The 14,082-nt window shown below is 36.8% G+C and carries 14 protein-coding genes; all 14 read right to left on the reverse strand.

Annotated features, from left to right (window positions below):
• Positions 1-23 precede the first annotated feature (23 nt).
• On the reverse strand, positions 24-995 hold the full coding sequence (locus tag OB_RS15265) for a trypsin-like serine peptidase (RefSeq protein ID WP_011067388.1): 972 nt from the start codon (positions 993-995) through the stop codon (positions 24-26).
• Between the two features lie 410 nt (positions 996-1,405).
• Positions 1,406-1,954, reverse strand: coding sequence for a manganese efflux pump MntP (locus OB_RS15270; RefSeq protein ID WP_011067389.1), 549 nt, complete (start codon positions 1,952-1,954; stop codon positions 1,406-1,408).
• A 94-nt stretch (positions 1,955-2,048) separates the two neighbouring features.
• The gene (locus OB_RS15275; protein ID WP_011067390.1) at positions 2,049-3,068 is read right to left on the reverse strand and encodes an L-threonylcarbamoyladenylate synthase; all 1,020 of its coding nucleotides are present in this window, start codon (positions 3,066-3,068) and stop codon (positions 2,049-2,051) included.
• A gap of 176 nt (positions 3,069-3,244) precedes the next feature.
• A complete protein-coding gene (locus OB_RS15280; RefSeq protein WP_011067391.1) occupies positions 3,245-3,646 on the reverse strand; it encodes a hypothetical protein in 402 nt (133 codons plus the stop codon).
• A gap of 75 nt (positions 3,647-3,721) precedes the next feature.
• On the reverse strand, positions 3,722-4,321 hold the full coding sequence (gene spoIIR / locus OB_RS15285; protein WP_011067392.1) for a stage II sporulation protein R: 600 nt from the start codon (positions 4,319-4,321) through the stop codon (positions 3,722-3,724).
• 536 nt (positions 4,322-4,857) lie between these two features.
• Positions 4,858-5,721, reverse strand: coding sequence for a peptide chain release factor N(5)-glutamine methyltransferase (gene prmC / locus OB_RS15290; RefSeq protein ID WP_011067393.1), 864 nt, complete (start codon positions 5,719-5,721; stop codon positions 4,858-4,860).
• 4 nt (positions 5,722-5,725) lie between these two features.
• Positions 5,726-6,796 carry a peptide chain release factor 1 gene (prfA, locus tag OB_RS15295; RefSeq protein WP_011067394.1) on the reverse strand — a complete coding sequence of 357 codons (1,071 nt, stop codon included), beginning with the start codon at positions 6,794-6,796 and terminating at the stop codon, positions 5,726-5,728.
• A 143-nt stretch (positions 6,797-6,939) separates the two neighbouring features.
• Positions 6,940-7,563, reverse strand: coding sequence for a thymidine kinase (locus OB_RS15300; RefSeq protein ID WP_011067395.1), 624 nt, complete (start codon positions 7,561-7,563; stop codon positions 6,940-6,942).
• Between the two features lie 281 nt (positions 7,564-7,844).
• Positions 7,845-8,090, reverse strand: coding sequence for a type B 50S ribosomal protein L31 (locus OB_RS15305; protein ID WP_011067396.1), 246 nt, complete (start codon positions 8,088-8,090; stop codon positions 7,845-7,847).
• 220 nt (positions 8,091-8,310) lie between these two features.
• Complete coding sequence (rho, locus tag OB_RS15310) at positions 8,311-9,591, reverse strand: transcription termination factor Rho (protein WP_011067397.1); 1,281 nt, start codon at positions 9,589-9,591, stop codon at positions 8,311-8,313.
• Positions 9,592-10,021: 430 nt separating this feature from the next.
• The gene (gene glpX / locus OB_RS15315) at positions 10,022-10,990 is read right to left on the reverse strand and encodes a class II fructose-bisphosphatase (protein WP_041544332.1); all 969 of its coding nucleotides are present in this window, start codon (positions 10,988-10,990) and stop codon (positions 10,022-10,024) included.
• Positions 10,991-11,100: 110 nt separating this feature from the next.
• Positions 11,101-12,387, reverse strand: a complete 1,287-nt coding sequence (locus OB_RS15320; RefSeq protein WP_011067399.1) for a UDP-N-acetylglucosamine 1-carboxyvinyltransferase — start codon at positions 12,385-12,387, stop codon at positions 11,101-11,103.
• A 114-nt stretch (positions 12,388-12,501) separates the two neighbouring features.
• Complete coding sequence (gene fsa, locus OB_RS15325; protein WP_011067400.1) at positions 12,502-13,143, reverse strand: fructose-6-phosphate aldolase; 642 nt, start codon at positions 13,141-13,143, stop codon at positions 12,502-12,504.
• An 80-nt stretch (positions 13,144-13,223) separates the two neighbouring features.
• Positions 13,224-14,078: a class II fructose-1,6-bisphosphate aldolase gene (fba, locus tag OB_RS15330; RefSeq protein WP_011067401.1), complete on the reverse strand. Its 855-nt coding sequence runs from the start codon at positions 14,076-14,078 to the stop codon at positions 13,224-13,226.
• Positions 14,079-14,082: the final 4 nt, after the last annotated feature.

Genomic DNA, 14,082 nt, shown 5'->3' on the forward strand with positions numbered 1-14,082 from the left:
TAAGCTCCTTCCTTTATTTTAATCTATCTATCTTCCATACCCTCAAACAAGTCACGATAATCTGAAGTAAATGGTCTAGCATATAGAGTACCTCGCGGGTCAGATCTCCTAGAAGTTACAGCAAATATCTGCCCTAAATTCTCACTAGACATAGTTCTAAACCATGCTCCACCACTCGCTCCACCAGTAAATCCACAAGAAATTTGTGCATCATTACTTAAGAATCTTTTAGAAGTATCTCCATAACAAGAATATGGGATATCTCCGGGGTAAGGATCTGCTGCTGGATAACCAGTAACACGCACGTCAGATTGATTCTGACTATAATTGAAACTTAACCCATTACCTCCGACGACATTAACGAGATTTCTTCCATCATTCTGAAATACTGTTAGAAATGCTTGATCATAGTCATAATTACCATTGTCCGTCCAGCCTCTAAAAGTAACTTTCCAATTTACATTCCATCTTCCGTATGGCGCGTTCCCTTCATAATATGCTGGTACAAATACGATATTCGTGTAAAAATCTCCACCGCTACCTTCATGCATACAGTGGCCAGCAGTAGATACTAGATTCTTATTTGGATTGTTGACTGCTGAAGCTGAACAAACATAATTATTTCCATCATTCGGATTGTAAAAGAATAGCTTTCCTGTAGTACTAGGAACAACTGCATTTGGGCTGAAGTCTAATGCATTATTATACTTGGGACTAGCAGGTTCTGTGTTGTAGGATTTTTCGCTTGTTTGGATCTTATTTGCTTCTTCTGAGTTTGTTAGGCTTTTTGACTCCGTAGCATCGAAATGCTTATCCATTGGAATTGCATTTTCCATTTTTTCTTTTGTCCAATATTCCTCTGAGTTATCAAACATTTGATACTTTGTATCTTCTTGTTCTGAAATAATCTCAGCTTCATTAGCCATAACAGAAGGTGTAATTATTAGAAACGTAATGAAGGCAATAAATACTGATAATAAATTCTTTCTACTCATACAATCAATCCTCTCTAGTTTTTTATTAAGTGATTCATGATGTAATTTCGATAAGAATATTCACCTCCTAATTTGTAATAAATACAACTCATTTGTAACATATTAGAAAGTGAATATCTATAATTTTGTAAATTTTCATCAAATTAGAAAAAATACTGTTTATTATATGTAAATATCAATACCATAGTAAGAATACAAAAATTATTGTTTGATTACAGGAAAGTCTTGGCTTTGATTGTAATGGAAGACGGCGACTCCAGCTCAGAATAACAGAGCTTGAAGATCCACTTGAAAAGCGGTCTTCTTTTCAAGTTAGCTGAGGCCGTGCCTGCTAAAAAGCGTCCGTCTGCAATGGAAATCAAACAGCGCAAAATTCGGATTTTATAATAAAATTGGAAATTGATTCTGCACTAACTAAATAAAATGAATATACCAAATCCACATAGTATACTTCCTCCAAGGAGTTCGCTATACACCCCTAAAAATCTATACACTTTTCTGCCGATCAGCATTCCTAACCATGTGAGAAAACAGCTAACAATACCAAATGCAAATAGTGTAACAAAAATTTGAACACCAGATATACCAAGTCCGAGTCCAACAGTAAAACTATCTAAACTAACGCTAAACGCTATTATCCAAAGTCCAACACCCACAGGTTGCCAACGAAATCCTTCCGTTAAACGAAATGCAGAAAAAAACATATGAGCACCAATTAAAAATAATAATACACCGCCAGCAAATGATGTCCATTGACCAATTTGCTCTGAAATAACTTGTCCAAGCAACATGCCAGCTAGAGGCATTAACATGTGTAAAAATCCAATCGTTAACCCAATGTAAGCGATCCGTTTTAACCTTAATTGTTGCATTCCCAGACCTAAACTAACTGAAAATCCATCCATGCTTAGGCCAATTGCTAATAAAATAATTGATATAATTTCCGATGTAAAAGGCATTCAACTTCCTCCTAGGACATGCTAATAAACTATATGCATGAATAAGAAGTCTTATGAATGCCTGTTGCTTACATTTTTAGATATTCTATTAACTTTACGTAATTGTTGAGTCAGAAGCTTTACGTAATCGATTCATAATTGCCTGTCCAATTCCACTCTCCGGGAAAGACTCACAAATAATAACATCTACTGCCTGTTGCTTAAAATAACGCAAGCCGTCGTAAAGACTTGATGCAATCTCTTCCATCGAGTCTCCTAACTGATAGATATTATCATGAGATAACTGAACCGCAAATTGATTGGAGCATAATACACCTACTCTATGATTGCTTTGTTGTTCTTTCTCGATCAACTCTTGGAATCCATTACTATCACCTTCGAAAATCCACAAGGGGACTTCAGGTGCATAGTGTTTATACTTCATTCCTGGGGATTTTGGTTTCCCTTCCCCATCAATAATCCCAGGGTCTACCAAAACATGCCCGATTACACTTTCTAAATTCTCTTTCGTAACTCCACCCGGACGAAGTATCACCGGAATCTCTTGTGTACAATCTATAACGGTGGATTCTAATCCAACCCCTGTTGGCCCACCATCTACAAGCCCTGCAATTCTACCTTCGAGATCGTTAAAGACATGATCAGCTGTTGTTGGGCTAGGTTTTCCAGAAATATTTGCACTTGGTGCTGCGATCGGGATATCTACTTCCTTTAATAATTGTAATGCTACAGGATGGTTCGGTATACGTACACCAATGGTATCAAGTCCTGCTGTTACATTTGAAGCACATATCCCGTTACTCGGTAAAATAAACGTCAGCGGTCCAGGAGAGAAAGCCGCAATTAATTTATCCACATAGCCAGGTATAGAAGTAACTAAGCGTTGTAGTTGTTCTTTTGTAGCCACATGAGCTATCAGTGGATTATCTTCCGGTCGGCCTTTTGCTTGAAAAATTTTAGAAACGGCTTGTGGATTTGTAGCATCGGCTCCTAATCCATAGACTGTTTCTGTTGGAAAAGCGACTGTTTGACCAGCTTGCAGAATACCTGCAGCTTCCTTTATATAACTTTGATTCTTGTCTATATCATTCATATTCCATCGTTTCGTAGTCATTCTGTAACCTCTTTTCTACGTTTCTATTTTAGTAGAAGCCGACTAGAAACGCAAAAAAGTGGATAATCCGTCATGATTATCCACTTTTCCACATATAATTATCCACAGTTGTATATTTGTTCACAGGTTATCCCTGGTTATACACAGCGTCCTGTGTATATTGTGTGTAACTCCAATTATGACACGTTATATGTCCACCAATTTCCTTTTTTATGCTGATCTATTTTTCTGACTTCAATCTGCTCTTCACGCTTAAACTGTAATGCTTCCAGAAGGATATCCACAACTGGCTGATGACTATGCACATATACACATCTAGCTTCAATTTTTCTGGCGATTACAAGAATTCCTTCTAATAAAACAGGAAGTTTTCTTGCTTCCGATTGAGTTATATACAATTGTTTTAACCAAAACGCATGGTTCTCCATCGGCTCTAGCACAAAACAACCATCAATTCTTCCATTCATTTCAACTACATACCCGTGTGACAAAAGACTAACCTTCGATACATTTTCATTTCTATCAAGAAAATCATTCACCGCCTGCTTATCCGCTTCTTCTACTTTTAAAATTTGCATGTGATCACCTCTATTAAAAGTTTAGTAGATAATCTTCTATCTAATTATTGTTATTCTATGCAACTAATAGAGAAACTATGACCATCCTAACCATTCAAATAAAAAGAATTTTACTTCGGTCTCTTCTTCTTCTACTTCATCTACTTCTTGCTCTTCACCTTCAGCTGCAACAGAGGTTCCGTTAAAGAAATCGAGAAAGCATAACGGCGGGAATAACACACACCACCAGTTTGAACCTGAACCTTCACCTAGTGTTACTAGAATTGCCTCATATTCTCCTGCTGGGTATAAATAATTCCCATATAATTTTGCTGGGAAGGATATATTGTCACCGTATTCTACAGCATACCCAACTTCTTCTCCTTCTTCGTTCAACACCTCATCAACCACTGTTTCTAATTCTGATATTCTCGATTGAATTAATTGTCTCGCTTCTTCAATATCATCAATATCTTGCACCCATTCTGTAACTACTTCATTAATTTCATCACGTACTTTGTGTTTTATTTCTTGATCTCTATCATTATCACTATTTGCTAAAATCCGAAGACGAATAGCTTCGTCAGGAATGACTTGAAATTCGTTATTTTCTTCCGAACTAGATGTAAAAGCAACTAACGGTATAAGAAAAAATAATCCTACTAATAATCCAAATAATAACCAAAGCTTTTTCATAAAAAAATCTCCCTTCCATCTGTTCATCAACAGTCTGGACAAGAAGATAATTATTTATACTATGAATCTATCAATTTTTTTTAACTAGTTTTTAGTCAATTTCATAATTAATCTATTTGGTATAAGATCCGAATGTTGTGCGTTTGATTTTCATTGCAGACGGACGCTTTTTAGCAGGAACGGCCTCAGCTAACTTGAAAAGAAGAGCACTTTTCAAGTGGATCTTCAGCCCATGCTATTCCTCCAAGAGTCGCCGTCTTCCATTACAATCAAAGCCAAGAATCCCTGTAGTCCATACATTGACCTTTATAATCTTACTAATCATTCGTTTTTAATTAGAACTTACATTATAAAATTAGCTCAGATCAAGAAAGTATTTACGCAAAGATAAATCTCAATAAATGATCTTTGAAAAGCCGCTTCAGAAATATACTCTACTTATCCAACTGGTGAGCATCCTTTTATTTCTTACGCTTATTCTAGTTATCATCCGACATTTTACCAAACTTTTGATTTCTCTTTTTGTAATTTTATTTTTAACCTCTTATAACATAAGCTAACAGAATTCGGTCTTTGTCATTTATATCTTTTACCGTAAATACTTCTCTTGAAGGTAGGTTCTGTCTAATCATATTGGTAATTGCTTCTGACTGATCAAATCCGATTTCAAAAGCTAAGATAGATTGATCAGATAATTTCATCGTCTTCATTTGTCTTAAAATAGCATGATAGGCTGCTAAGCCATTATTCTCTGCAAATAATGCTAATTCAGGGTCAAAATTTTTAACGGTATCTTGTAACTCTTCAGATTGTGACCAAGGTATATAGGGTGGATTGGAAACAATGATATCTGCTGTTTGATTTATATCTAAAAATGGCTCTAGAAAGTTCCCTTCCAGGAAAGTTACGTCCGCCTTCATCGCTTGAGCATTTCTTTTGGCAACAGCTAATGCTTTTTCTGAAATATCCGTCGCAAAAACGCGTGAGCCTGGAAGCTCAAGTGCTAATGTTATTGCAATAACTCCGCTACCCGTTCCAACATCAACAATGGTTATTGGTTGCTCCATTGTCTTGGCTTGTTGGATTACTTGTTGGACTAACTCTTCTGTTTCCGGACGAGGAATTAATACATGCTGATTAACCTCGAATACGCGACCATAAAAATGTTCTTCTTTGGTTAAATGTTGAACTGGAACACCAGTCTCTACATGGGTAAGAATATCTTTCTCAATTGCTTCAACGCTACTTTCTTGAATGGAATCTCTCCATTTCATTAACAATTGCTCTTTTGATATTTGTAAATGATGTAATAGGAGTATCTCTGCAACTTTTGGTTCGCGCCCAGCCTTTTCTAAAAAAAGAGAAGCCCGTTGAAGGACTTCAAAATATTTCTCGCTCATTTAATTACTCACCTATCTGCTCTAATTTATTCGTTTGTTCTTCCATTACTAAAGCATCAATAAATTCATCTAACTTCCCTTGCATAATTTGATCCAATTTTTGAATCGTTAAGCCAATTCGGTGATCCGTTACACGATTTTGCGGGAAATTATACGTACGAATTCGTTCAGAACGGTCGCCTGAACCAACCGCAGATTTACGATTTTCATCATACTCCGCTTGTGCTTCTTGTTGAAATTTATCATAGATACGTGCACGTAATACTTTCATTGCTTTTTCTTTATTTTTAATTTGGGATTTCTCATCTTGGATGGATACTACAATTCCAGTTGGAACATGCGTAAGTCTAACAGCAGACATCGTTGTATTTACACTTTGTCCTCCTGGACCACTGGATGCAAATGTATCTACACGGATATCCTTATCATGAACTTCTACTTCTACCTCTTCTGCTTCTGGAAGCACAGCTACAGTTGCTGTTGAAGTATGTATACGTCCTCCAGATTCTGTTTCTGGTACCCGTTGAACTCGATGAGCCCCATTTTCATATTTTAATTTCGAATAAACATCGGATCCATTAATCATAAAGATGACCTCTTTATAGCCGCCTACACCTGTGGAACTTGCTTCCATGACGTCAATTTTCCACCCCTGGTGTTCTGCATATCGAGAATACATGCGGTATAAATCACCCGCAAATAAAGCAGCTTCATCTCCTCCAGCTGCACCACGTATTTCCATAAATACGTTCTTATCATCATTAGGATCTTTAGGTAAAAGAAGAATCTTCATACTGGACTCTAGCTCTTCTTTTCGTCCATTTAGTTCAGCGATTTCTGCTTTCACCATTTCATACATTTCATCGTCTAATTTATCTTCCATCATTTCTTTTGCATCATTTAATTGTTCTGTTACTTCTTTATACTCACGATAAGCTTGAACGACATCTTCTAAGCCAGATTGTTCTTTCGAGTACTCACGAAGTTTTTTAGAATCGTTAATAACCTCTGGGTCACTAAGCATTTCATTTAATTTATTATATCTGTCCTCTAACGATTGCAAACGATCTAACATCGGACATACACCTCTTTCTGATTAACAGTATTATTATATTATATGGGAGTCCTTGGGTCAATTGACCACCTAGGATAAACCAGTATGTAAAAAGGATAGTATAAGTTTTCTCATTACTTAACTATCCATTCTTATTTTTTCTATTAACTTTTTAATGCATCCCAAGATTTCGTTGCAAAATTATTTTCTGGACGAAAAGGAACTTCATGATGATGTCTGCATCTTGGTTCATAGGATTCAGAAGCACCAACCAAAATGATAGGATCGTTATACGAAGCTGGCTTACCGTCAATAAGTCGTTGTGTGCGACTTGCAGGTGAACCACATATAGGACAAATTGCATTTAATTTTGTTACGGATTCTGCTAATGCCATAATCTTCGGCACAGGTTCAAAAGGTTCTCCACGAAAATCTAAATCAAGACCTGCTACAATTACGCGAATACCACGATCAGCAAGCTCCTCTATTACATCTACGACATTATTATCAAAAAATTGTACTTCATCAATACCAACAATTTCTACATTGTTATCCACATCTTCTAATATTTCTACAGCATCGTGAATTGGGCGTGCCATTGTGGAAGTCCCATCATGTGACACAATTGCTTTATCATCATAGCGGTCATCGATTGCTGGTTTATATACTCTTACGTTAATATGGGCATATGTCGCACGACGTACACGACGAATTAATTCTTCTGATTTCCCAGAAAACATACTTCCACAAATTAATTCTACCCAGCCATTTTGTTTCATTACATACATGTGAAGATCCCCTCTCAAGATATTCCTCCGCACCAGACTGTGCTCAAAAGTCGTTGAAATAATCACTTCGGAATAGAAAACCATCGAAGCCACCACATCCTGAGCAACGTTACGTTCCTTTTAGCTCGTACTCGCAAGTATATGTAGATGATATATATTTCATCACGACATCATATGTAGCTTATTTTAACAATAATGAAAGTAAAAAAACAGGCAAAATTAGACATTTTGCCTGCCTTTTTTAGGAAGCGTTCAACATAATCTTACGTTGAGCAACTTTCTTATTGAAGATTATATTTTTTCTTAAAGCGATCCACACGTCCGCCAACTTTGTCAGCTTTTTGCTTACCAGTGTAGAACGGGTGAGAATCAGAACTGATTTCCACTTTAATTAATGGGTATGTGTTTCCATCTTCCCACTCAATTGTTTCGTCAGATCCTTTAGTAGAACCACTTAAGAATTTGAAATTCGTACTAGTATCTAGAAATACTACTTTTTTGTACTCTGGATGGATATCCTTTTTCATTGTATTTCCGCTCCTTTTTGCCCTGAATCCCTTGGAAACAGAGTTATTGTAAGAGTCGTCATAGGCGGTTGGGTACACCTTTTCTAAACTCACATAGAAAGATTATAACAGTCTCCCGTACTAAATGCAACAGGAGGATATTACTCATCTGTATTAATAGAAATAAATTCATGGTTAGTTATTTGTTTGAAACCAGAAAGAAATTTAACTTCAGACTAAACTATCGAGAAATTCCTTTTCTTTTCATTTCTTCTTCCATTAATTGGAGGAATTCTTCATTACTTTTCGATTGTTTTAGTCGTTTTAAGAAACGATCTAAGAAATCATGGGAATCCTGCATTGTTTTACGAATAGCCCACATTTTATCGAGATGGCTTTTTCCAACTAACAACTCTTCTTTACGTGTACCCGAACGCATAATATCTATTGCTGGGAATATACGTCGATCGGCAAGATGACGATCAAGATGCAACTCCATATTCCCTGTACCTTTAAATTCTTCATAGATAACATCATCCATGCGAGATCCAGTATCAACGAGAGCAGTTGCCAGAATTGTAAAACTACCACCCTCTTCGATATTACGTGCAGCGCCAAAGAAACGTTTTGGACGATGAAATGCTGCTGGGTCAATACCGCCAGAAAGTGTTCGCCCACTTGGAGGAATCACTAGGTTATATGCTCTTGCTAGTCGAGTAATACTATCCATAAGTACAATAACATCACGTTTATGTTCAACTAAACGCATTGCACGTTCTAATACCAATTCCGAAACCTTTATGTGACTCTCCGGAACTTCATCAAATGTCGAGCTAACAACGTCAACATCCGCTGACACAGAGCGTTCAATATCTGTCACTTCTTCCGGTCGCTCATCTACTAATAAAATAATTAGTTTAGCGTGAGGATGATTTTTAGAGATGCTGTTCGCAATTTCTTTAATTAACATTGTCTTACCAGCTTTTGGTGGAGCAACAATTAATCCACGTTGTCCAAAACCAACTGGAGTCATCAAGTCCATAATTCGAGTAGATAATTGATGTGTTTTTGTCTCGAGTTGTATCGTACGATTTGGATATAAGGCTGTTAATGCAGGGAAATGAACTCGTTCTTTGGAAGAATCAGGATCTTCATCATTAACTGCATCGACATGAAGTAATCCATAGTATCTTTCATTTTCTTTAGGAGGACGTACCTTACCAGAAACTTTATCACCGTTTCTTAAATCAAATCGACGTATTTGGGAAGCTGAAATATAGATATCTTCTGCACTTGGAGAATAATTAATTGGACGTAGAAAACCAAAACCTTCCGAAGGTATAATTTCAAGGATACCATCCATAAATAGAAATCCATCTTTTTCCGCTTGGGCTTTTAAAATAGCAAAGATTAGTTCTTTTTTTGTCAGCTTAGCATAATAAGAAACTTTATATTCCTTCGCCAACGCATAAATTTCCTTTAATGTCATTGTCTCTAAATTAGAGATTGTTAATGTTTCCACTAAATCACCACGCCTGTCTAGATTCTTGTTTTATTACATTTTTTCTTTATTTTCTTTCACTAAAACGCATATACCTTATCGATTATCCATCTAAATTGGAAGGTTACTAGAAGATTATTTTGAGTTTAACAGAAGCGATTCGAAGTTGTTTTAAGAGGTTGTTCAAAAAGATCATCCCTTTTGAAAACACACTTTTATTCTTAGTTGTATTCAACCAGATTAACCTATTCTTGCCTATATTAAACATCTATTATCATACTCTTTTAGAAGTAAAGATTCAATAGACTTTTTTGTCAAATAGTAGAGGAAAATTTGGAAAGGAATAAAAATTGTAGAAGTTGTCCCCAAAAATATGTCGATTGAATTTTTTATAGACATTAAAAAATCTATCAAAACAAATTATTTTTGGGAAACATCTTCTTTATTTAAATTATGGCTTGATTACGAGATCCGGTTTTTTCTGCAAACTATGAGTTCCATCAATGAAACGAACAGTTCCACTTCTCGCACGCATTACTAACGTAGAAGTTGTTGCTTTCTTCCCTTTAAACTGAACTCCTTTTAATAACTCTCCATCTGTAACACCAGTGGCTGCAAAAATAGCATCGTCTCCGCTACAAAAGTCATTCATGTAAAATACTTTATTTAAATCAGTGATACCCATATCATGACATCGTTTAATTTCATCATCATTCGATGGTACTAACTTCCCTTGAAGTTCTCCACCTAAACATTTTAACGCTGCAGCTGCTAAAACACCCTCTGGTGCACCACCAGATCCTAATAGTATATCCACACCTGTATCATCAAAAGCAGTATTGATTGCTGCTGCTACATCTCCATTAGGAATCAATTTAATTCTTGCACCAGAAGCACGAATTTTATCTATAAGTTTTTGATGACGTGGGCGATCAAGAACTGTAGCTACTACATCTTCAATCGATTTATTTTTTGCCTTTGCTACTGCTTTAAGGTTATCAACTACTGGAGCATTTATATCAATTTTACCTATCGCATCGGGGCCTACTGCAATTTTTTCCATATACATATCTGGCGCATGCAGTAATGTCCCTCTATCTGCAATAGCAATAACAGCTAGGGCATTCCACGTTCCTTGAGCAACTATTTCAGTACCTTCTAATGGATCTACGGCAACATCTACTCCTGGACCGTCCCCAGTGCCTAACTTTTCTCCAATATAAAGCATTGGGGCTTCGTCCATTTCTCCTTCGCCAATTACTACGGTACCTTCCATTGGAATGGTATCAAACACCGTACGCATCGCAGTAGTTGCAGCGTCATCAGCTTCATCTTTTACTCCTCTACCCATCCAACGAGCAGATTGTAATGCTGCCGCCTCGGTTACACGTACTAGTTCCATTGATAAACTTCTTTCCATTTCAAACATCTCCCTTTCCTTTATTAGAGGATGGTCAAAAATTCTACCTTTTTGAACACATCTACCTATACTCATCCCATTAAGTAATAGTTAATGTGTGAAATGGATATTTACATATTTTGATCTTGCATTATTTCTATATCTGTCATTTCTTCACGCCAAATATTCGCGCCTAATGAAGATAATTTCTCTGTTAATCTTTCATATCCTCTATCTATATGATCCAGTCCAGTTATTTCAGTAATACCATCAGCTAACAGACCAGCAATAATCAGAGATGCTCCTGCACGAAGATCACTTGCTTTTACACGTGCACCTTCTAATTGAACAGGACCGGAAACGATCACCGACCCGCCTTCAACTTTAATTACGGCATTCATCCTACGTAATTCATCAATATGTTTTAGTCTAGCAGAATAAATTGTATCTGTAATTACACCAGAATGGGTCGCTTGTGTTAGTAAAGAAGTAAATGGTTGTTGTAAATCTGTTGGAAACCCAGGGTATACTAACGTTTTAATATCCACACTCTTTAGTGGTCGGTTTCGTGCAATATATAATTGTTCATCACTTTCTTCAATGGTTACATCCATTTCACGAAGTTTTGCAATTAGTGATTCTAAATGCTGTGGAATCACATTATCAATAATTACTTCCTTCCCTTTCGCTGCTGCAGCAATTGCATACGTACCAGCTTCTATTCGATCAGGAATAATCGTATGACGGCAACCATGTAAAGAAGGAACTCCATCAATACGTATCACGTCGGTACCTACACCTTTAATTTTTGCTCCCATATTCGTCAGTAGTGTTGCTACATCGATAATTTCTGGCTCTTTAGCAGCATTCTCAATGGTAGTTCTTCCCTTTGCTTTTACTGCTGCCAACATAATATTTATCGTTGCACCAACACTAACAACGTCAAGATAGATACGCGCTCCACGCAATTCGTTTGCTCGCAAGTAAATTGCACCTTGTTCATTAGTAACCTCTGCACCCAGCGCTTCAAAACCCTTGATATGTTGATCTATTGGGCGTGGTCCTAAAAAACATCCTCCAGGTAAACCAATTACTGCTTTGTTAAATTTACCAAGCATTGCCCCCATAAAATAATAGGATGCACGAAGTTTTTTAACCTTGCCGTTTGGTAAAGGCATTGCCATCATCTTCTCAGGATGAATAGTGATATCTTGTCCATCTCTAGATACACTACCTCCAATTTCTTCAAGCAAATCCCCTAATGTATCTACATCAGAAATTTCTGGTAATCCTTCAATCGTCACGGCTGAATCCGCCAATATTGCAGCAGGAAGTAAAGCAACCGCACTGTTCTTGGCTCCACTAATTCGAACTTGGCCAGTTAGATCATGACCACCTTCAATTAATAATTTTTGCATATGAAAACCTCATTCCTAAAGAGGTGTTCTTTGTTGAACACACTGTATGTTGTTAGTAGGCTTGTTTAACATCATTACATTTGTAGTGTTTCCTAATTTACCAAATTCATGTAATTATTTTTGGCTATTCCAATCATCTAGGAATTTTTGGATACCTTGATCTGTAAGTGGGTGCTTCACAAGTTGTTCCAATACTTTGTAAGGAATAGTCGCAATATGTGCACCATTAAGTGCAGCATCGGTTACATGAAGTGGATGGCGTATAGATGCTGCAATAATTTCTGTGGACACACTGTGTCTATCAAAAATTTCAGCAATGGCAGAAATTAGAGTCATGCCATCTTGTCCAATATCATCTAAACGGCCTAAAAACGGAGATACATATGTCGCACCAGCACGTGCTGCAAGTAGCGCTTGATTCGCATTAAAAATAAGTGTTACATTTGTTTTGATATTTAACTCACTAAAAACTTTAACGGCTTTTAAGCCTTCTAATGTCATTGGAACTTTTACTGTAATGTTAGGAGCAATAGCTGCTAACTCTTTTCCTTCTTCTATCATGCCTTCTGCATCTTCAGAAATAACTTCTGCACTCACAGAGCCAGATACTTCTTTTGTAATTTCACGTAAACGATCGTGGAAAGAAACTCCTTCTTTAGCCACTAAGCTCGGGTTTGTTGTTACACCTGCTAGTATACCTAATGAATTCGCAGCTCGAATATCATCAATATTAGCTGTATCAATAAAAAATTTCATTACAATTCCTCCTCGCTTTTTTGTGAAAACTGTTGGAAAAGCTGCACCATTGGTACAGCTCTTTGATTTCATTTATGTGATTATGCTTGGTTAGAAGAACCAAATTCACGCATTTTACCTTTTACGGTTTCTTTAATTGCTGCAGTTCCTGGCCCTAAGTACTTACGAGGGTCATAAAGATTTGGTTTTTCTTCTAATGTCTTTCTTACTGCTCTTGTTTGAGCTAATTGATTTTCAGTATTTACATTAATTTTAGCAGTTCCTAAAGAGATAGCTTTTTGAATATCCTTTGTTGGAATTCCTGTACCACCATGAAGTACTAAAGGTACATTAACTGCGTTTAAAATTTCTTCCATTTCTTTAAATCCTAGATTTGGTTCTCCTTGATATTCTCCATGAACGGAACCTAGTGCTGGAGCTAAGCAATCTATTTCAGCTTCTTTAACAAGACGTTGACACTCTTCTAAATCAGCATACATAATTCCGCCGATTACTCCATCTTCTTCCCCACCAACAGTTCCAACTTCTGCCTCAACAGATACACCGTGGATTTGCGCTAATTCAACAACTTTTCCTGTAACGGCGATATTTTCTTCGATTGGAGAATGAGATCCATCTATCATAACAGAAGTAAAACCAGCATGGATTGCTTCTGCACATTTTTGGAAGCTAGATCCATGATCTAAATGAATCGCAACCGGTACAGTTGTACCATAAGAATCCATTAATGATTTCACCATAGCAACGACTACGTTGAAACCACCCATATATTTTCCAGCTCCTTCAGAAACACCAAGAATAACTGGTGACTTCTCTTCTTCCGCAGCTTGAAGAATAGCTTGTACATACTCTAGATTGTTTATATTAAACTGACCTACCGCATAGCCATTCTCTTTACCTTTTTCGAGCATTTCCTTCATTGATACTAAAGGCATGAAA

The organism is Oceanobacillus iheyensis HTE831, assembly GCF_000011245.1.
Lineage (GTDB): Bacteria > Bacillota > Bacilli > Bacillales > Amphibacillaceae > Oceanobacillus > Oceanobacillus iheyensis.

Excerpts from the sequence above, each read along its gene's own strand:
- OB_RS15265 (WP_011067388.1), bottom strand. The coding sequence starts at position 995 with ATGAGTAGAAAGAATTTATTATCAGTATTTATTGCCTTCATTACGTTT.
- OB_RS15270 (WP_011067389.1), bottom strand. The coding sequence starts at position 1,954 with ATGCCTTTTACATCGGAAATTATATCAATTATTTTATTAGCAATTGGC.
- OB_RS15275 (WP_011067390.1), bottom strand. The coding sequence starts at position 3,068 with ATGACTACGAAACGATGGAATATGAATGATATAGACAAGAATCAAAGT.
- OB_RS15280 (WP_011067391.1), bottom strand. The coding sequence starts at position 3,646 with ATGCAAATTTTAAAAGTAGAAGAAGCGGATAAGCAGGCGGTGAATGAT.
- spoIIR (WP_011067392.1), bottom strand. The coding sequence starts at position 4,321 with ATGAAAAAGCTTTGGTTATTATTTGGATTATTAGTAGGATTATTTTTT.
- prmC (WP_011067393.1), bottom strand. The coding sequence starts at position 5,721 with ATGAGCGAGAAATATTTTGAAGTCCTTCAACGGGCTTCTCTTTTTTTA.
- prfA (WP_011067394.1), bottom strand. The coding sequence starts at position 6,796 with ATGTTAGATCGTTTGCAATCGTTAGAGGACAGATATAATAAATTAAAT.
- OB_RS15300 (WP_011067395.1), bottom strand. The coding sequence starts at position 7,563 with ATGTATGTAATGAAACAAAATGGCTGGGTAGAATTAATTTGTGGAAGT.
- OB_RS15305 (WP_011067396.1), bottom strand. The coding sequence starts at position 8,090 with ATGAAAAAGGATATCCATCCAGAGTACAAAAAAGTAGTATTTCTAGAT.
- glpX (WP_041544332.1), bottom strand. The coding sequence starts at position 10,990 with ATGGAAAGAAGTTTATCAATGGAACTAGTACGTGTAACCGAGGCGGCA.
- OB_RS15320 (WP_011067399.1), bottom strand. The coding sequence starts at position 12,387 with ATGCAAAAATTATTAATTGAAGGTGGTCATGATCTAACTGGCCAAGTT.
- fsa (WP_011067400.1), bottom strand. The coding sequence starts at position 13,143 with ATGAAATTTTTTATTGATACAGCTAATATTGATGATATTCGAGCTGCG.
- fba (WP_011067401.1), bottom strand. The coding sequence starts at position 14,078 with ATGCCTTTAGTATCAATGAAGGAAATGCTCGAAAAAGGTAAAGAGAAT.